This is a genomic window from Luteimonas panaciterrae, from assembly GCF_020511115.1.
Classification (GTDB): domain Bacteria; phylum Pseudomonadota; class Gammaproteobacteria; order Xanthomonadales; family Xanthomonadaceae; genus Luteimonas; species Luteimonas panaciterrae.
In genome coordinates, this window is sequence record NZ_JAJAVH010000012.1 from 114,169 (window position 1) to 133,717 (window position 19,549).

General features: G+C 66.7%; 16 protein-coding genes. 12 read left to right on the forward strand and 4 right to left on the reverse strand.

Going from position 1 to position 19,549, the window contains the following annotated elements:
* Positions 1 to 62: 62 nt before the first annotated feature.
* From LG367_RS14760 to LG367_RS14770, 3 genes are all read right to left on the reverse strand, one after another.
* The gene (locus LG367_RS14760; protein WP_226470027.1) at positions 63 to 2,912 is read right to left on the reverse strand and encodes a TonB-dependent receptor; all 2,850 of its coding nucleotides are present in this window, start codon (positions 2,910 to 2,912) and stop codon (positions 63 to 65) included.
* 243 nt (positions 2,913 to 3,155) lie between these two features.
* Complete coding sequence (locus tag LG367_RS14765) at positions 3,156 to 4,181, reverse strand: FecR family protein (protein WP_226470028.1); 1,026 nt, start codon at positions 4,179 to 4,181, stop codon at positions 3,156 to 3,158.
* Positions 4,178 to 4,771, reverse strand: coding sequence for an RNA polymerase sigma factor (locus LG367_RS14770; protein ID WP_226470029.1), 594 nt, complete (start codon positions 4,769 to 4,771; stop codon positions 4,178 to 4,180). The genes LG367_RS14765 and LG367_RS14770 overlap by 4 nt, the downstream gene beginning before the upstream one ends.
* Before the next feature lie 437 nt (positions 4,772 to 5,208).
* On the opposite strand from LG367_RS14770, the gene pyrH reads away from it, so the two are divergent.
* From pyrH to lpxB, 12 genes are all read left to right on the forward strand, one after another.
* A complete protein-coding gene (gene pyrH / locus LG367_RS14775) occupies positions 5,209 to 5,931 on the forward strand; it encodes a UMP kinase (protein WP_226470030.1) in 723 nt (240 codons plus the stop codon).
* A gap of 82 nt (positions 5,932 to 6,013) precedes the next feature.
* A complete protein-coding gene (locus LG367_RS14780) occupies positions 6,014 to 6,934 on the forward strand; it encodes a cation diffusion facilitator family transporter (protein ID WP_226470031.1) in 921 nt (306 codons plus the stop codon).
* A gap of 161 nt (positions 6,935 to 7,095) precedes the next feature.
* Positions 7,096 to 7,656, forward strand: coding sequence for a ribosome recycling factor (frr, locus tag LG367_RS14785; protein ID WP_226470032.1), 561 nt, complete (start codon positions 7,096 to 7,098; stop codon positions 7,654 to 7,656).
* 14 nt (positions 7,657 to 7,670) lie between these two features.
* A complete protein-coding gene (gene uppS / locus LG367_RS14790) occupies positions 7,671 to 8,435 on the forward strand; it encodes a polyprenyl diphosphate synthase (RefSeq protein WP_226470033.1) in 765 nt (254 codons plus the stop codon).
* 76 nt (positions 8,436 to 8,511) lie between these two features.
* Complete coding sequence (locus LG367_RS14795; protein ID WP_226470034.1) at positions 8,512 to 9,336, forward strand: phosphatidate cytidylyltransferase; 825 nt, start codon at positions 8,512 to 8,514, stop codon at positions 9,334 to 9,336.
* Positions 9,333 to 10,562 (forward strand): 1-deoxy-D-xylulose-5-phosphate reductoisomerase, encoded by a 1,230-nt coding sequence (dxr, locus tag LG367_RS14800; RefSeq protein ID WP_226470035.1) that lies wholly within the window; start codon positions 9,333 to 9,335, stop codon positions 10,560 to 10,562. Before LG367_RS14795 ends, dxr begins: the two co-directional genes overlap by 4 nt.
* Before the next feature lie 15 nt (positions 10,563 to 10,577).
* Positions 10,578 to 11,942, forward strand: coding sequence for an RIP metalloprotease RseP (gene rseP, locus LG367_RS14805; RefSeq protein WP_226470036.1), 1,365 nt, complete (start codon positions 10,578 to 10,580; stop codon positions 11,940 to 11,942).
* A 68-nt stretch (positions 11,943 to 12,010) separates the two neighbouring features.
* A complete protein-coding gene (gene bamA, locus LG367_RS14810) occupies positions 12,011 to 14,602 on the forward strand; it encodes an outer membrane protein assembly factor BamA (RefSeq protein WP_226470037.1) in 2,592 nt (863 codons plus the stop codon).
* A 23-nt stretch (positions 14,603 to 14,625) separates the two neighbouring features.
* On the forward strand, positions 14,626 to 15,645 hold the full coding sequence (gene lpxD / locus LG367_RS14815) for a UDP-3-O-(3-hydroxymyristoyl)glucosamine N-acyltransferase (protein ID WP_226470038.1): 1,020 nt from the start codon (positions 14,626 to 14,628) through the stop codon (positions 15,643 to 15,645).
* A complete protein-coding gene (fabZ, locus tag LG367_RS14820; RefSeq protein WP_226470039.1) occupies positions 15,645 to 16,100 on the forward strand; it encodes a 3-hydroxyacyl-ACP dehydratase FabZ in 456 nt (151 codons plus the stop codon). The genes lpxD and fabZ overlap by 1 nt, the downstream gene beginning before the upstream one ends.
* Before the next feature lies 1 nt (position 16,101).
* Entirely contained in the window at positions 16,102 to 16,887 is a 786-nt protein-coding gene (gene lpxA / locus LG367_RS14825; protein WP_226470040.1) for an acyl-ACP--UDP-N-acetylglucosamine O-acyltransferase, read from the forward strand.
* A gap of 63 nt (positions 16,888 to 16,950) precedes the next feature.
* Positions 16,951 to 18,120, forward strand: coding sequence for a lipid-A-disaccharide synthase (lpxB, locus tag LG367_RS14830; protein WP_226470041.1), 1,170 nt, complete (start codon positions 16,951 to 16,953; stop codon positions 18,118 to 18,120).
* A gap of 94 nt (positions 18,121 to 18,214) precedes the next feature.
* On the opposite strand, the gene LG367_RS14835 is transcribed toward lpxB, so the two are convergent.
* A partial coding sequence (locus tag LG367_RS14835; protein ID WP_226470042.1) for a peptidoglycan-binding domain-containing protein occupies positions 18,215 to 19,549 on the reverse strand: 1,335 nt, incomplete at its 5' end.

The following is a 19,549-nucleotide window of genomic DNA, read 5'->3' on the forward strand; positions in this document are numbered from 1 at the left end:
GATCCAGCTCCTTGTGAATGGTGGCGCGATCCTAGCGCAGATGCACGGTGCCCGTGCGCGTGTCAGAAGTGATACGTCGCACTGAGCAGGTAGTAGCGTCCGCGCGGATCGTCGTAGTTGGCCGAATAGCCGCCATCCTCGATCTGGTAACTGACCGGCTCGTGATCGGTCAGGTTCTGTACGTTCAAGGCGAAGCGCCAGTGCGGAATCCCGGACCAGGCCAGATCGAAATCGAGCGTCGTCGAGCTTGGCGTGGTGCAGCGATGTGCCGCCGCGTTCTCCGCGGGACAACTGGCCTGAAGCTCATCGGTCACCTTGCGCGTGCCGAACCAGCGCAGCCAGAGCGCGGCATTCCAGTCGTCGATGTTCCATTGCATCGATGCCAGCAGGCTCTTCCTGGGAGCGCCGTATCCCGCGTAATCGATCTCGGGCGCGCCGGCATGCGCGCGACGACGCAGTTCCTGCAGCCAGTCGCCGGAGATCCGCCACACGAATCGCCCGTGACGTTCCGTTTCAAGCCGGTACTGCGTGTCGAGCTGCCAACCACTCGACTCCGTCCTGCCGACGTTGCCGTAGTACTCGTAGATGTCGCTGATCCCGCCCGTCGCATCCAGCCTCACGCTGTCCTTGAACAAGGCGGAATCATCCTGCGGTGACACGACGCGAGCGATTTCGTTGCGGCGCTGGATGCGATAATGATCGAGGCTGATGCTCCAACGCGACGATGGCGACCAGACGAAGCCGAACACGGCGCTGCGGGATGTTTCTGGACGCAGATCGGGGTTCTCGATGGAGCTGCGGCCCACGAGGCAGCGGGTTTCGTCGATGGGGAAAGCGCATGGACCGGGCACATCGCTGCGCGGAACGGGACCGAAGCTCTCCTCGACATTGGGGCGTCGCAATTCGAACAGACTCGGTGCGCGATAGCCGGTGGCGAACGTCCCGCGCAGCGTGAGACTGTCGCTCACGCTCCACTTCAACCCGAGTTTCGGCGATAGCCTGTGACCATAACCTTCGCGATAGTCGACGCGCGCGGCGAGATCGGCCTGCAGGCGCTGCCATAGCGGCAGATTCACTTCGGCATACACAGCGGCATTGTCGCGACGGTCGTCGATCGCGATCTTCTCCTCCGCCGAAGCCACATCGTCGGCCAGCAGCAGGGCGTCGGGACGATGGCGCAGAGACTCGCGCCCGTATTCGATGCCGGCCGCGACACGAGCGACACCGCCAGGCAGCGGAAACCACGGGCCTCCGACGTTGAACGACGCCTGCTGCAGCACCGACTTGCCGCGCGTGGTGATGCGTGGCGAGATCGTGGCCAGCAATTCCGGCGAGTTCGGTCCCGAGAAACGGTATTGGTTCGGATCAAAGGCGCTGTTGCGCACCAGGCCATCGGTTCGGCTGACGACGCGGTTCTGGTGATGCCCCACGGTCAGATCCCATCCCCAATCGCCCCACATGCCACGGGCACCGGCGGTCACATCGAGCGTGTCTTCCTCGGTCTTGTTGCGGACCGGACCGAGATCGTCGAAGGCATAGTACAAAGGCATGCCGTCCGGGCTGTCGGGATGACCGAACCACGGCTGCACCTTGAAATGGACAGGAGCGTTGTGCAGCCATTGCGTGAGGCTGCCGGCACGCACTTCCGCATGCAGTTCGCCACGCTCGCCGACCGGCTGATGCGCATGCAGATAGAGGGTCGCGCGCCGCATCTCCGGCTGCAGGCTGGCGCCGCGCGGCGGATCGAACAGACAGCCGGCAGTCGTCGTCGGCGCGGCGCCGCGGCAATACGAACGCAGCAGACTGCCGTCGAAATCGTCGACGTAACCCAGCCGATAGCGCTCGTCGGGAAGACCATCGCCGCGCCGGTCCAGCGTGCGCCAATCACGATCGGCACCGAGCAGTTCCTCGCGCCGGAAATATTCGCCGCCGACGAAAACACCGCCGCCGCCACGCGTCTCCTGTCCCACGCCGAAGGACAGTCGCCGCTCCGCCGCGTCGCCGCGTTCGGACAGGCCGTAACGCATCGTCACCTCGCCGCCCTGCTGCGACGTGCGCAGGATGATGTTGACCACGCCAGCCATCGCGTCGGCGCCGTAGATGGCCGAGGCGCCGCCGCGAAGAATCTCGATGTGATCGACGATGCTGAGCGGGATGCTGTCGAGATCGACCAGGCCACCGAGATCGGATGAAACGAGGCCGTAGTTCGCCACGCGCTGGCCGTCGACCAGGAACAGCGTCGCACGCGGGCCGAGCGCGCCGAGACTGGTGGTGGCCGCGACCGCGAACGGCTGCTGCGCGTCATCGGCGCCGTCGGTGGACACGGAGATCGGGTGATGCGCCGCCATGCCGGGTTGGGCGCGCAGCAGTTCGAACAAGGTCTGCTTGCCGCTGGTCTCGATTTCCTCGCGCGAGATCACCGTCAGCGGGAAGGCCGAGACCATGTCGATGTCGCTGCGCGGAATGCGGCTGCCGGTCACCTGCACCGAGGTCATCTCGGTGGTCAGCGCCGGCCGCTCCGGTTTCGGCGCGTCGATCGCCACGCGCGGCCGCTGCGCCGGCACCGGCAGCGCCTTGAGGAGATAGGTGTCGGCATTCACGGGCACCGCGTGCAGGCCGCTGCCGCGCAGAAGGCGTTCAAGGGCGACGGCGGGGCTGAGTTCGAGCCGAAGACCCGCGCTACGACGTCCGGCCACCAGCGAAGGCGAGTACAGCAACTGCACGCGTCCCTGGCGCGCCAGGGTCTCCAGCGCGCCTTCGAGGGTGCCGGATGCGATATCGAAACGAACCGTGGTGCCGGGATCGGCGGCCAGCGCACGCGACGAGGGCCAGACCGCCCCCGCGATCAGGGCCGCCCACAGCCAGAGCGTGCAATGGAGCAAGCTGCGCGTACTGTTTGAGAATCGGGCCATGCAGTCCCGCGTCGTGGGGCGGCGCACAGCCGCAGCAATCCCCCGAGCGGTGGACACGTCCCCCTGCCACGCGGGCTGGGGCTATTCTGCCACGGGGGTCGCGTTTCGCGAGACGCCGTCGACGCGGCGGAGACGGCCGCTCATCCGTGAATGCGCGGGGCGTCCGCCCCGCCCGCCAGCCCGGGGCGATTCAGGACGAGATCGAGCCAGAATCAGACCGATCGTCGCCGATTCGGACGCGATCTACTTCGAACCAGCTTGCCGCTGCAACACGACCTCGTGCTCGTTGGTGCGTTCGGCCCGCAGCCCCCACCCCTGTTCCAGCGCCTTGGTCAGCGCGGCCTGGTCGCCGGCGTGGAACACGCCGCTGATGCGGATGCCGGCCAGCGACGGGTCGCCGAGCCGCAACTGGGTGGTCGAGTAGCGATTGGCCTCTTCCAGCAGCTGACCCAGCGGACGCTCGCGGAAAATCAGGTCGCCGCGCGGCCAGGCCTGCGCGGTTTCCAGGTCGAGCCCGCGCTTGTCTCCGAGCTTGCCGGCGACGTCGACGGCCACCTGCTCTCCCGGCGCCAGGGTCCGACGCGGCGCATCGGTGCCCTCGCCGAGCGAGACCTGCACGACGCCTTCGATCAAACCGACCTGCACGGCCGCGCCGGTGCCACGGCTCACCTGGAACGTCGTGCCGATGTCGCGCACGACGGTCTGGCCAGCCCGCACCAGGAACGGTCGCTGGTCCTTGCCGACTTCAATCTGCACACGCCCGCGCCGCACCTCGACCAGGCGCTCGCTCGCGCCGAAGCGGACGTCGATCGCCGAATCGGTATCGAGCAGCAAACGGGTGCCGTCGGGCAGCACCTGATCGCGCTGCTCGCCGATCGCGGTCGCGTAAGTCGTGGCGGGCACGTCCACCGGCTGCATCCGCCAGATCGCGGCACCGACGGCGACGGCGGCCACGGTGGCGGCGATCGACGCCATCGGCATCCAGCGACGCCATCCGCCCTGCGGCGGCATGCGTCGCGCGCCACGGGCGGCGGCGCGGATGAACTCGTCGTCCGCCAGTTGCGCGGCCAGCGCGTGGACGCGCTCGGCTTCCAGATAGGCATCGATGTTGCGGGGCGACTCGGCCAGCCAGTCCTCGAATTCCCGGTGCTCGGCGTCGCTGCAATCCGGCGCCATCAGACGCGCCACCCAGGCTTCGGCGCGGCCATCGCGCGAGGGCATGGGGGTAGTCGTGCTGTGGGAAGCCGTGCCCTGGGAAGTCACGTTCATCGCAGCCCCCCGTTGCCACCCGCGTCCTGCGGCAGGCAATCGCGCAGTACCTGCAGCGCCTTGCCGATGTGCTTCTCCACCGCCTTGACGGAAATGCCGCAATGCCGCGCCACTTCGGCGTAGCGCATGCCCTCGATCCGGTTCAGCAGGTAGACCTGCCGGCAACGCGGCGGCAGACGCAGGATGGCGTCGCGCACGCGCGCGAGCGTCTGTTCGTTGTCGATGCGCTCGTCGTGCGCCAGTTCCGTGGACGGCAAGGTGAGCATGTCGTCGTCGAAGCTGACATGCACGGCGACATGGTGCGACTGCCCGCGGCGACCGCGATCGTTGAAGACGTTCAGCGCGATGCGGTACATCAGCGCGCGCAGCTGGGCATGCGGCTGGTTGCGATAGCGCATCAGCCGCACCATCGCTTCCTGGGCCATGTCCCTGGCATCTTCCTCGTTCGCCCGCTTGCGCAGGAAGGCGATCAGCGCTTCCTGGTGGTCGCGCACGAAGGCGACGAATCCGGGAGAGGTTTCGTACTCGTCGGTCGTCTCGATTTCCTGCAGCGATCCGGGATCGCGCGCGTTCGGTGCCACCGAGCTCATGCGCCTGCGTCGCCACCCCGGCCGCGACGCCAGGGCATGAAGGTGGAAGGTGGCCGAACGCGGGCCGGGCACGCGGAAGGCGGGAACGGCGGTTGCGATCGTGACTGGGTCGGCATGGTTGCAGTTGTAACACGTTGCCAGAGGCACCTGTGTCAAGCCGCGCGGCGCTCCTGTCCGCAGCCTTGCTCCCTCGTTTTTTCGCAGCGTGACAAGTCTGTCCATGCCTACGGAAACGCGGATCGCGGCGTTTTCCCTACCCGCTTTCGCGCACGCCGCGCGATGCTTCGGATACGCGACGCGCAAGGAAGGCATCGCACACTGCTGAAAACACGCTTCCCGCGCGCTTTTCAAGTCACGAATTCGGTACAGGTCCGGAGTCGTTCCCGATGGCAGCCTGCTAGAATCTACGTGCTCATCGCCCCCCCACGAGACCGCCCATGACCCAACTCGCCTATCGCCGCGTCCTGTTGAAACTGTCCGGCGAGGCCTTGATGGGCGAGGAGGATTACGGCATCGATCCCAAGGTGATCGGCCGCCTGGCGCGCGAGGTCATCGAGGCGCAGCAGGCCGGGGCCGAGGTCGGCGTGGTGATCGGCGGCGGCAACATCTTCCGCGGCGCCGGCCTGGCGGCCGGCGGCATGGACCGCGTCACCGGCGACCAGATGGGCATGCTGGCCACCGTCATCAACGCCCTGGCCATGCAGGATTCGCTGGAGAAGCTCGGCGCGCGCGTGCGCGTGATGAGCGCGATCAAGATCAACGACGTGTGCGAGGACTACATCCGCCGCCGCGCCATCCGCCATCTGGAAAAGGGCCGCATCGCGATCTTCGCGGCCGGCACCGGCAATCCCTTCTTCACCACCGACTCGGGCGCCGCGCTGCGCGCGATCGAGATCGGCGCCGACCTGCTGCTCAAGGCCACCAAGGTCGACGGCGTCTACGATGCCGATCCGAAGAAGAACCCGGATGCCAAGCGCTTCGACACCCTGACCTACGACGAAGTGATCGCCCGCAACCTCAACGTCATGGACACCGCCGCGTTCGCGCTGTGCCGCGACAGCAATCTGCCGCTGCGCATCTTCGACATGGCGCAGCCGGGGCAGCTGCTGCGCATCCTGCGCGGCGAGCCGATCGGGACGCTGGTGCGCAATCGCGCCTGATCCCCTGGTTCAGCGCCGGGTTCACGCGCGGGTTCCGCGTTTGAAATAGTGTCCGCATCCGCGGCATGACAGCATCGCGGCCATGCACAGTCACAACCACGCCGATGCCCACGGCCATGCGCACGTCTCCTCGACGCGCGCGTTCGCCGCGATCACGCTGATCAACCTCGCCTACACCGTGCTGGAAGCCGGCTACGGCTTCCTGACCGATTCGCTGGCACTGCTCTCCGACGCCGTGCACAACCTCGGCGACGTGATGGGTCTTGGCCTGGCCTGGGCGGCGGCGGTACTGGCGCGACGCCAGCCGACCGATCGCCACACCTACGGCTGGCGCCGCGCGACGCTGCTTTCGCCGCTCGCCAACGCCCTGCTGGTGGTTGCGTTTTCCGGCGCGCTGGCCTGGGAAGCGGTGAGCCGGCTCAATGCGCCGCCGACAATTCCCGCCCTGCCGGTGATCGTGGTCGCGGCCATCGGCATCTTCGTCAACCTCGCGGCCGCGTGGTTCGTACGCGACGGTCATGCCCACGATCTGAATCGCCGCGGCGCGTACATGCATCTGGTCGCCGATGCGGCGGTGTCGCTCGCCGCCGTCCTCGCCGGTATCGGCATGTATGTGTTCGGATGGAGCTGGCTCGATCCGGTGACCGCGCTGCTGATCGGCGTGGTGATCGCCGCGGGTGCGTTCGGGCTGTTGCGCGACAGCTTCAACGCGGCGATGGACGCGGTGCCGACCAGCATCGATCAGGCCAAGGTGCTGGAATTCCTCGGCGCGCAACCCGGCGTGGCGGCGGTACACCATCTGCACATCTGGTCGCTGGGCGCGGGCGAGATCGCGATGACCGCGCATCTGGTGCGCCCCGAGAACAACGACCACGACGCCTTCATCGACCGCCTCGCGCACGACCTCGACCATCGCTTCGGCATCAACCACCCCACCTTGCAGATCGAACACGGCAAGGCCTGCGAGCACGATCGCCACGACCGGGCGCCTCACGCGCACTGACCAGGGAAGGACGGAATCGGGATGGCATTCAGACGCGATCCGGCCAGGTCGCGCGGCAATGCAGCATGAGTTTCCCGCCTCGTCGCGCCTGAAAAGGAGAGTCTGAGTTCGCGCTACGGCTATAATCCTTCGGTTACGTATTCGAAACCCGGAGCCAGTCGATGACGCCGAACGACATCAAGAAGGACGCGCAGACGCGCATGCAGAAGAGCGTGGAAGCCTTGCGCCACGACCTTGGCAAGATCCGCACAGGCCGCGCCTCGACGTCGCTGGTCGAGCACCTGAAAGTGAATTACTACGGCTCCGACATGCCGCTCTCGCAGGTGGCCAGCATCGCCATCACCGACGCCCGCTCGCTGACCATCACCCCCTGGGAGAAGCAGATGGTGGCCCCGGTGGAGAAAGCGATCCTCGCCTCCGACCTCGGACTGACGCCGAACACAGCCGGAACCGTGATCCGCATCAACCTTCCGGCCCTCACCGAGGAACGCCGCAAGGAACTCTCGAAGGTGGTGCACGGCGAGGGCGAGAATGCCAAGGTCGCAATCCGCAACATTCGCCGCGACGCCAACCAGCACGTCAAGGACCTGCTCAAGGACAAGGCCATCACCGAGGACGACGAGCGCCGCAGCGAGGACGAGATCCAGAAGCTCACCGACAAGGCGATCAAGGACGTCGACGAGGTGGTCAAGGCCAAGGAACAGGAACTGATGGCGGTCTGAGAGACCTGACCCGGATGAGCGAGTCCCCGCCCGCGCAGGCAATCGCCCGCGTTCCGCGCCATATCGCCGTCATCATGGACGGCAACGGACGCTGGGCCGCGCAGCGCAAGCGTCCGCGGGTGATCGGTCACCGCGCCGGCGCGCGGGCGGTGAATCTGTGCATCGATTTCTGCCTGGAGCGCGGCATCGAGGCATTGACGCTGTTCGCCTTCTCCAGCGAGAACTGGGGACGGCCCGAGGAAGAAGTCGGCGCGCTGATGAAGCTGTTCCTGGGCGCGCTCGAACGCGAGGTGGCGGAACTCGACCGACGCCAGGTGCGCATCCGCTTCATCGGCGAACGCGAACGCTTCGGCGAGGCCATCCGCGAGCGCATGGAAGCGGCCGAGGCCCAGACCCGTGCCAACACACGCCTTACCCTCACCATCGCCGCCAGCTATGGCGGCCGCCAGGACATCGCGCAGGCGGCACGCGCGCTGGCCGAGGACGTGGCCGCCGGCCGCCTGCGGCCGGAACAGATCGACGAATCGTTGCTGGCCACGCGCATGGCCCTGGCCGACCTGCCGGCGCCGGACCTGTTCATCCGCACCGGCGGCGACCTGCGCATCAGCAATTTCCTGCTCTGGCAGCTGGCGTACACCGAATTGTGGTTCACCGAGACCCTGTGGCCTGAATTCGACGCCGCCCTCCTGCAACGCGCCATCGACGACTATGCCGGGCGCGAACGCCGCTTCGGCCTGACAGGCGCGCAGATCGCCGCCATGGAAGAATCCGCGCCATGAGTCCCTCCCGTCCGGCCGCCTCGGCAGGCAACCCGTCCCGTGCTTCCCTCCGGCTTCCCTTCCCGGAGTCGGACGCATGACCAAGACCCGCGTGCTCGCGGCGCTCTTGATGGCGCCGTTGGCGATCCTTGCGATCCTGTTCCTGCCGACGCCGTGGATGGCGGCGCTGGCGGCGATCCTGTTCCTGCTCGGCCTGTGGGAATGGCTGAAGCTGGCCGAGATCGACGACACGCTGCAGCGCACCGTCCTGCTCGTTCTCAATCTGCTGCTCATGGTGCTGCTGCTGTGGGCCTCGGGCCGGCCGCTGGTGTTGCTGCAAATCGCGGCGCTGGTCGGCGTGGGCTGGTGGGTCGTATCGCTGTTGTGGCTGCGCTTCTACAACTTCGCCTCCGATCACGACACCCATGCGCGCGTGTTCAAGCTCGCCGCCGGCACGCTGGCGACCCTGCCCGCCTGGTGCGCCCTGGTCCTGATCCACAGCGATCAGCCTTACGGCCATCGCTGGCTGCTGACGGCGCTGATGATCGTGTGGGCGGCCGATTCCGGCGCCTATTTCGCCGGCCGCCAGTTCGGCCGGATGAAACTGGCACCGCGGATCAGCCCCAACAAGACGGTCGAAGGCCTGGCCGGCGGCCTGCTGGCCGGCATCGTGGTCGGCCTCGTCATGGGCTGGTACGCGGGCGCGACGGTCGTGCAGCTGCCGGCGCTGATGCTGCTGTGCGCGGTCACCGTGCTGTTCTCGGTGGTCGGCGACCTGTTCGAGAGCCTGCTCAAACGACATGTCGGGGCCAAGGATTCCGGCACCCTGATCCCGGGACACGGCGGCATTCTCGACCGCATCGACGGCGTCCTCGCGGCGTTGCCGGTGTTCCTCATCGGCAAGGAAATGCTGGGGCTTTGACCGTGCAGAACGTTGCCGTTCTCGGCGCTACAGGATCGATTGGCGCCTCCGCGCTGGACGTGATTTCGCGCCATCCGGACGCGCTGCGCGCTTCCGTGCTCGCCGCCGGCAGCAACGTCGAGGCGCTGCTGGCGCTGTGCGGCCGCCACCGCCCCGACCATGCCGTGATCGCCGACGAAGCCGGCTTCGCCGCGTTGCGCGACGGTCTTCACGATGCCGGCCTGCCGACGCAAGCACACGCGGGCGCGGACGCGCTCGCGACGCTGGCGGCCGATGCCGGCTGCGACACGGTGGTCGCCGCGATCGTCGGCGCCGCCGGGCTGGATTCCACCCTGGCCGCGGCCGCCGCCGGCAAGCGCCTGCTGCTCGCCAACAAGGAATCGCTGGTGCTGGCGGGCGAACTGCTGATGGCCGCCGCCGACGCCAACGGCGCCACCATCGTGCCGATCGACAGCGAGCACAACGCGATCTTCCAATGCTTGCCGGCCGCGCACGCACAGACCGGGCACCTGGCTGGCACCCACGGCCGCTGCCTGCCGGCCGCCCGCGAGGACGTGCGCCGGATCGTGCTGACCGCCTCCGGCGGCCCGTTCCGCGGCTGGACGCGCGAGCGCCTGACGGCGGTGACGCCCGCGCAGGCGGTGGCGCATCCCAAGTGGTCGATGGGGCCGAAGATCTCGGTCGACTCGGCCACCCTGATGAACAAGGGCCTGGAAGTGATCGAGGCCCACCACCTGTTCGGCCTGCCCGGCACGCAGATCGACGTGTTGGTGCATCCGCAGAGCCTGGTGCATTCGCTGGTGGAATTCGTCGACGGCTCCACCCTGGCCCAGCTCGGCCTGCCCGACATGCGCACCGCGCTCGCCATCGGTTTCGCCTGGCCGCAGCGGATCGCGTCCGGCGTCGGCGGACTCGACCTGCTGGCTCACGGCCGCCTCGATTTCGAAGCCCCCGATCTCGATGCTTTCCCCTGCCTGCGGCTGGCCTACGCCGCGCTGGAAACGGGTGGCACGGCCCCCGCGATCCTCAATGCGGCCAACGAAATCGCGGTTTCAGCCTTTCTTCAGGGCCAGATCGGTTTCCTGTCCATTCCGGCCCTGGTCGAAGACGCGTTGACGGCGCTACCGTCGGCGCCCGCAGACTCGCTGAACGCCCTGCGCGAGGCCGATCTGCGCGCACGGCAACACGCTACTTCCGCCCTGCCCCACCACGCCCAGCGAGTCTGAGAACAGGTTCTCCGCATGCTCGAAATCATCGGCTCCGTGTGGTGGTACATCGTCGGCCTCGGCCTGCTGATCACCTTCCACGAATTCGGCCACTTCTGGGTGGCGCGCCGCAACGGCGTCAAAGTGCTGCGCTTCTCGATCGGCTTCGGCAAGCCGCTGTGGACGCGCATCGGCAAGGACGGCGTCGAATACGTCATCGCGGCGATTCCACTTGGCGGCTACGTCAAGATGCTCGACGAGCGTGAAACCGACGTCGCCCCGGCCGATGCCGACAAGGCTTTCAACAACAAATCGGTCTGGCGCCGCATCGCGATCGTCGCCGCCGGCCCGATCGCCAATCTGATCCTCTGCGTCGTGCTGTTCTGGGCGATGTTCGTGGTCGGGCGTCCCGATTACGCGCCGGTGATCGGCCAGGTGTCCGCCATCGCCGCGGAATCCGGATTGCAGCGCGGCGACACCGTGCTCGAAGTCGACGGCCGCGCCACGCCGATCTGGCGCGAAGTGCTGATGGCGCTGCTGCCGGACGCGCTCGATCGCAAGGACGCCACCTTGCGCGTGCTCGACGCGCACGGCAACGAGCGCACGCGCACGCTGAAGCTGTCGCGCATCCCCGAGGGTCGCGACGAACGCGCCGCGTTGTCCTCCATAGGAATGCTGGCGCGTTACGAACTACAGCCGCCTGTCGTCGGCCACATCGAACAAAAGAGCGCGGCCTGGGGTGTCCTGGCGGAAGGCGATCGCATCACCGCCATCGACGGCGAGCCCGTCCAGGTCTTCGAGGACATCGGCCCGTTGGTGCAGAAGCTTGGCGCGCGCGACATCGAGGCCATGGTGGAAGTCGAACGCGACGGAGATCGTCTTGCGCTCCCGATGAAGCCGCGTCTCGTGCCCGGCAAGGACGGAAATTCGAGCTTCTGGGCTTTCGGGATCAAACCGGCCAAATTCGAATTCCCTCCCAAGGACGCGGTCCAGCGTTACGGCCCGATCGAAGCGGTTCCCGCCGCCTTCCGCGAGATGCGCTACCAGACCAAGCAGCTGTTCGAAATGGCCGCCCGCGTCTTCAGCGGCCGCGTTTCGGTGCAGAACAGCATCGCCGGCCCGATCACCATCGCGCGCGTCGCCAATGCCTCGGCGCAGCAGGGCCTGGCCTGGTATCTGACCGTGCTGGCGCTGCTCTCGCTCAGCCTCGGCATCCTCAACCTGTTGCCGATCCCGCTCTTGGACGGGGGTCACCTCCTGTATTACCTTATTGAGTTGGTCAAGGGCAGCCCGTTAAGCGAGCGTGCGATGGCCGCCGGGCAATATGTCGGCCTTGCTTTGCTGGCTGGGCTGATGGGTCTGGCGTTCTACAACGACATACTGAACAACTTCGTGCGTTGACTGTCTGACCCGCAACCCCCGCCGTCGCCTCCCGCGCTGGCCTTGCATTTCACTGTGGACCTGTATTGATGACGCGTATTCCGACCCGCCGCCTGCTTGTCCTCGCCCTTGCATCGGCCACCGCCCCCGCTTGGGCCCAGCAGGCGACCGATCCGCAGGCCGCTTTCGGCATCGCGCCACCCTCCACCGCTCCCGCCGCTTCATCCGCGCCCACGCTCACGCCCGCGCCGGTGAACAACAGCAGCTTCACCGTCAGCGACATCCGCATCGACGGCCTGCAGCGCATCGGCGCCGGTACCGTGTTCACCTATCTGCCGATCGAGCGCGGCGACACCGTCGACCAGAGCCGCATCGCGCAGGCGGTGCGGGCGCTGTACAAGACCGGCTTCTTCGAGGACATCCGGGTCGATCGTCAGGGCGACATCCTGGTCGTCACCGTCACCGAGCGTCCGGCGATCAACAAGCTCACCCTGACCGGCAACAAGGACATCAAGAGCGAGGACCTGCTCAAGGGCCTGAAGGACATCGGCCTGGCCGAAGGCGAGACCTTCGACCGACTCGCGCTCGACCGGGTCACGCTGGAGCTGAAGCGCCAGTACAACAACAAAGGCAAGTACAACGTCGAAGTGACGCCGACGGTGAGCAAGCTCGACCGCAACCGCGTCGACGTCACCATCGCCATCAAGGAAGGCAAGGCGGCCAAGATCCGCCACATCAATCTGATCGGCAACGAGACCTACGAGCAAAAGCAGATCACCGATTCGTGGGAGTCGTCGGAAAGCAACTGGCTGAGCTGGTACCGCCGCGACGACCAGTATTCGAGCGAGAAACTCTCCGGCGATCTCGAGAAGCTCACCAATTTCTATCTCGACCGCGGCTACATCGACTTCAACGTCGACAGCACGCAGGTCGCCATCAGCTCCGACAAGCGCGACATGTTTCTCACCATGGGCCTCACCGAGGGCGAGATCTACAAGATCTCCAAGGTCGAGGTGAGCGGCGACACGATCCTGCCGAAGGAGCAGATCGAGCGCATGGTGCTGGCGAAGCCCGACCAGACCTTCTCGCGCGCGCTGCTGGAATTCAGCTCCGACCAGATCACGGCCACGCTCGGCAACATCGGCTACGCCTTCGCCCGCGTGAATCCGGACCTGGACGTCAATCGCGAAAACCGCACCGTCGGTATCAACATGCAGGTGGTGCCGGGACCGCGCGTGATGGTTCGCCACATCGACTTCAAGGGCAACACGCGCACCTCCGACGAAGTGATGCGCCGCGAGATGCGTCAGTTCGAAGGCAGCTGGTACTCGCAGGTGGCCATCGATCGCTCCAAGCTGCGCCTGCAGCGCCTGGGCTTCTTCGAGCCCGGCAGCGTCGACGTCGAAACCAAGCCGGTGGCCGGCAGCAACGACGAAGTCGACGTGGTCTTCAACGTCAAGGAAACCACCTCCGGCAGCTTCGTCTTCGGCCTCGGCTACTCGCAGCTGGCCGGCCTGACCACGTCGGTGCAGCTGACGCAGAACAACTTCCTCGGCAGCGGCAACCAGGTCTCCGTGGAAGCGCAGCGCAACGTCTACCTGAAGCGCTATTCGTTCTCGTTCCTCAACCCGTACTTCACCGACAACGGGCTGACGCTGGGCTACAACCTGTGGTGGCGCGAATTCGACAACTCCGAATACAACACCGCGCAGTACTCCTCCACCAGCGCCGCCGCCGAGGTCGTGTTCGGCCTGCCGCTGTCCGAGTCGGACTCGGTCCGTGCATCGTTCGCCGTCGATCGCAACGAGATTTTCACCTATCGCGGCAGCACGCCCGACAGCATCGTGAAGTACATCGACGCGCTCGGCGAACGCACCTTCCACTCCTGGCGCACAACACTGGCGTGGTCGCGCGACACGCGCAACGACTACCTGCAGCCGACGGCCGGCACCTTGAACCGCATCTCGCTGGAAACCACGCTGCCCGGTTCCACCGCCGAGTACTACAAGCTCAACTACGAATTCTCGAAGTATTGGCCCATCTCCAGGGCGCTGGTGCTCAACACCCGTTTCGAAGTCGGCTATGGCGATAGCTACGGTTCCGACAAGACGCTCGTCAGCTGCCAGGCGCTGCCCGGCGGACCGATGATCCCGCCGGGTGGCAGCAGCGTCACGACCAGCGGCAGTTCGGCCGGCTCGGGCAGCTGCCCGCCCGGCACGATCCAGACCGACAGCTTCACCGCCACCGGCCTGCCCTTCTTCGAAAACTTCTACGCCGGTGGCGCGCGCTCGGTGCGCGGCTATCGCGACAACACGCTCGGTCCGCGCGACGCACCCTACGGTTACATCGACGCCCGCTACATGCAGCCGATCGGCGGCTCGTTCAAGACGGTCGGATCGTTCGAAATGTTCTTCCCGAAGCTGTTCGACAGCCCGGCGGCGCGCATTTCCGCGTTCCTCGACTTCGGTAACGTCTACAAGGACTACGACAGCTTCGACGCCGGCGAACTGCGCGCTTCCTACGGTATCGCGCTGATGTGGCGCGCGCCGGTCGGCCCGATCTCGATCAGCTACGCGTTCCCGCTGCGCAACCAGGGCAGCAAGTACGACGCCAACGGCTTGCAGACCCAGGAAGCCGACGAAATCGAGCGCCTGCAGTTCACCTTCGGCGGCGCGTTCTGACGCCGCCGTATCGGTCGACTGCCATGGCCGGCGCTTCGTATACCGCCAGCGAACTTGCCGAGCGCTTCGCTCTCGCCCTCCATGGCGAGGGCACGGCGCGCGTCGACTCCGTGGCAACGCTGGCGAAAGCCGGCGCCGGGCAACTCGCCTTCCTGTCCAATCCGCGCTATCGCCCGCAGCTCGCCGATTCGGCCGCAAGCGTCGTGGTGATGCGCGCGGCCGATGCGGAAGGCTATGCGGGCACGGCGCTGATCGCTCCCGATCCCTACGTCGCCTTCGCCAAGATCGCCGCGCTGTTCGATCCGCCCGCGTCCGTGCAGCCGGGCATCCATGCCAGCGCCGTGATCGATCCGTCGGCGGACATCGATCCCGGCGCGCAGATCGGCCCGTTCGTCGCCATCGGCGCGCGTTCGCGCGTGCATGCCGGCGCGATCGTCGGCCCGGGCTGCGTGATCGGCGAGGATTGCGAGATCGGTGCCGGCTGCGAGCTGGTCGCGCGCATCACGCTCGTGCGTCGCGTGCGGCTGGGCAAGCGCGTGCTCGTCCATCCCGGCGCGGTGCTCGGCGCCGACGGCTTCGGCCTGGCGATGGATCAGGGCCGCTGGATCAAGGTGCCGCAGCAAGGCGGCGTGGTGGTCGGCGACGATTGCGAGATCGGCGCCAACACCACCATCGATCGCGGCGCGATCGAGGACACCGTGCTGGAAGAGGACGTCCGCCTCGACAACCAGATCCAGATCGGCCACAACGTGCGCATCGGCGCGCACACCGCCATGGCGGGATGCTCGGCGGTCGCGGGCAGCGCCGTCATCGGACGCTACTGCCTGATCGGCGGTGCCGCCGGCGTGCTCGGGCACCTGGAAATCTGCGATCGCGTGATGATCACGGCGATGAGCCTGGTGACGAATTCGATCCGCGAGCCAGGAGAGTATTCTTCCGGCACCCCCTTGATGAACAATCGCGACTGGCGCAAGAGCGCCGCGCGCTTCAAACAACTCGATGCAATGGCGCGCAAACTCGGCGCGCGCGATAAGGAATCCTGATGTCCACTGAAATTAGCCTGCCCCTGGATATTGCCGCCATCCAGCAGTATCTGCCGCACCGCTATCCGTTCCTGCTGGTCGATCGCGTCACCGAGCTCGAACCCGGCAAGCGCGTCCTGGCCTACAAGAACGTCACCTGCAACGAGCATTTCTTCCAGGGCCATTTCCCCGGCCATCCGGTGATGCCGGGCGTGCTGGTGATCGAGGCCCTCGCGCAGGCCGGCGGTGTGCTGAGCGAAGTCAGCCATCCCCGCAGCCAGGAAGGACGGCTGTCGTATCTGGTGAAGGTGGACAACGCCAAGTTCTCGCGCATGGTGGTGCCGGGCGACCGCCTGGAACTGGAGGTCATCATCAAGCGCACCATCCGCAACATGACGCAGTACTGCGGCATCGCCCGCGTGGACAATCAGCAGGTCGCGAGCGCCGACATCCTGTGCGCCGAGGTGAAGGTCTGATATGTCAGCCGCGGGCATTCATGCCAGCGCCGTGATCGATCCGTCGGCGCGACTGGGCGCCAACGTCTCGGTCGGCGCGTTCACCGTCATCGGTCCGGACGTGGAGATCGGCGATGGCACGCGCATCGGCGCGCATTGCAGCATCCTCGGCCCCACCCGGATCGGCCGCGACAACCACATCCACGGCCACGCCGCGATCGGTGGCGATCCGCAGGACAAGAAATACCAGGGCGAACGCGTCGAACTGGTGATCGGCGACCGCAACGTGATCCGCGAGTTCGTCACCCTCAATCGCGGCACCGGCAACGGCGGCGGCGTCACGCGCATCGGCGACGACAACTGGCTGCTGGCCTACACACACGTCGCCCATGACTGTCACGTCGGCAACAATTGCGTGTTTTCCAACAACACCACCCTGGCCGGACACGTCAGCGTCGGCGACTGGGTGATCATGAGCGGCTTCTCCGGCGCGCACCAGTTCTGCCGCATCGGCGCGCATGCCTTCATCGGCATGGGCGCGCTGGTCTCCGGCGACGTGCCGCCGTTCGTGATGGTGGCGCAGAGCGAGCAGGGACGCCCGCGCGGCATCAACAGCGAAGGTCTGAAGCGCCGCGGCTTCGACAGCGAACGCATCAGCGCGATCAAGCGCGCCTATCGCGCGCTCTACGTCTCCGGCGACACGCTGGAACAGGCGCGCGCCAAGCTCGGCGAACTTGCGCAAGGCAGCGAGGACGTCCGCGCGTTCCTCGAGTTCATCGATAGCGGCGAGCGCCCGCTGCTGCGCTAAACGCCGCATTTCTCCCTCATTGCATCAGGCAGCGAGTCCGCTTTGCCCTCTTCCGATTCCAGCTTGCCGATCATCGCGCCGAAACGCATCGCGCTATGCGCTGGCGAAGCCTCCGGCGATCTGCTCGGCGCCGGCCTGATCGCCGAATTGCGCAAGCGCTTTCCCGATGCGCAGTTCGCGGGCGTCGGCGGTGACGCGATGCGTGCCGCCGGCCTCGATGCCTGGTTCGATGCGCAGGAACTGGCGGTGATGGGGTTGGCGGAAGTGCTCTCGCACCTGCCGCGCCTGCTGAAACTGCGCCGCAACCTGCGCGAGCGCCTGCTGACGTGGAAACCCGATGTTTTCGTCGGCATCGATGCGCCCGATTTCAATCTCGGCGTGGAGCGCTGGCTGAAGGCGCGCGGCATCCGCACGGTGCATTACGTCAGCCCCTCGGTGTGGGCGTGGCGGGAAAAGCGCGCGGAGAAGATCGGCCTGTCGGCTTCGCGCGTGCTGTGCCTGTTTCCGATGGAGCCGCCGATCTACGCCAGGCATGGCGTGGATGCGCGTTTCGTCGGTCATCCGCTCGCCGACGAGATGCCGCTCGATCCGGATCGCGCGCAAGCGCGCGCGCGCCTCGGCCTCGTGCAGGACGCGCCCGTGCTTGCACTGCTTCCCGGTTCGCGTCTGGGCGAGATCGGCCGCCTCGGCGCACCGTTCCTCGCCGCGGCCGCGCGCGTGGCGGCGCAGTTGCCCGGGCTGCGGGTCGTCGTGCCCGCCGCCAATGCCGCCTGCCGCGCGGCGATCGAACGGCTGCTGCCGGATGCCGGAATCGCGGCGCCGGACATCCAGCTCATCGACGGCAACGCCCGCACGGCGATGATCGCGGCCGACGTCGTCCTGCTCGCCTCGGGCACCGCCACGCTGGAAGCGATGCTGGCCAAGCGACCGATGGTGGTCGGCTACAGGATCGCGCCGCTGACCTATTCGATCGTGAAAGGCTTCGGCATGCTCAAGGTCGATCGCTACGCGCTGCCCAACGTGTTGGCGGGCGCCGACCTCGCGCCGGAGCTGATGCAGCACGACTGCACGCCGGAGAAACTCTCCGATGCGGTGCTCGCCTGGTTCCGCAATCCGCATGCGGTCGAATCGCTGCAGGCGCGTTATCGCGAGCTGCATCTGGCGCTGCGGCAGGATGCCTCCGCGCGCGCGGCGGATGCGATTTCGGAATTCCTTGGCACGGGAACTCGGTGAAGGCCGGGACGACGCCCGCGGATGCGGGCGTCGCGTGAACTGATTCCTACAGCCAGGTTGAAACCAAAGCGGCGTTTCCACGCCGCTTCCGGATTCAGGCAAACGCCCGCCCAGGCTGCGCGATCGGCGCATCGATGATCTTGCGCGACTCCTGATCCTGTCGCTGCGTTTCCGCGTTCAACTGCTGCAGGCTCTGGTTCAACGGCTGCGTGGCGGCATGCGATTTGTCGACGTATTCGCGGTTCACGTCATGCGGATTGTTCGGATTGATCTGCACCGCGATCAGGCCCTTGCCGTCGGTGCTCGCCACGATCTTGTCGACCCGCTCCATCCCGGTCACCTTGGCTTCGAAGGCGATGGTGCCGGCGGCACGTTCCATCTGCTCGCGGTTCGCGAAGCCGCCGTTGGGGCCCAGCTTCTCCAGCGCCTGCATGGCCTGGTTGAAGATCGGATTGGCGCGGCCCAGGCGCTCGGCCTCGGACTGCGGCGCGGGCTCCGGCTTGGCATCGACCGGGCGCGCCGGGTCGGTCTGGCTCAGCTGCTGCGTCTTGTTCTTGATCGCATCGAGCGTCTTGGGATCGGCGATGCCGGTGGGGTCCAGCCCGTTCTTTTCCTGGAACGCCTTCACCGCATCGCGCGTGCCGTCGCCGTAATAACCATCCACGCCGATCGCCTTGCCGTTCGGACCGGTGACGCCGAGCTTGTTGAGGTTTTCCTGCAACCCGCGCACGGTCTCGTCGATCGAGCCCAAGGTCTTCGGACCGGCTTTGCCATCCACCGGCTGCAGATTGGCCCCGCGCTGATAGGCTTCCACCGCCTGTTTCGTCTCGGCCGTGAACTTGCCGTCCACCGCCAGCGCCTGGCTCTGGGCATCGACGTAGCCGAGGCCGGCGAGGTTCGCCTCCAGCTTGCGGACCTTCTTGCCGCTCTCGCCCTGCTCGAGCACGGCGTCGGACGACTTGCTCTGCGAACCACCGCCGAGCGCGGCCTTGGCCTGCTTGAGATCCTCGTCGGTCTTCTCGGTGTTCGGATCGAAGTCGCGCTTGCTCACCTTGGCGTGCGCGCGGTCGAGCGCTTCCTTCTTGCTCGGATCGCCGTAATTGTTCTCGTATTTTTCCGCCACCGACGCCGCTTTCGGGCCGTCGTAGAACGAATAGGTGCCCTTGATCTCCTTGGTCTTCGCCAGCAGCGCGTCGTAATCGCCGCCGTCCTTCAGCACCTTCTCCAGCTTTTCCAGCTGGCTCGGGAACTGGTTCGCGGTCTTGGCGAGGATGTTGATGGCTTCGAAGCGGCGATCCTCGGGGACATTGCTCCCGTGCTTGTCGAGGATCGACATCGCAGTCTGCGTCGCGTTCCTCACCTGCGGATAGTCGATGTTGCTGTGGATCCACTTCTTGCCTTCATCGGACGAGGCCCAGGCGTTGATGCT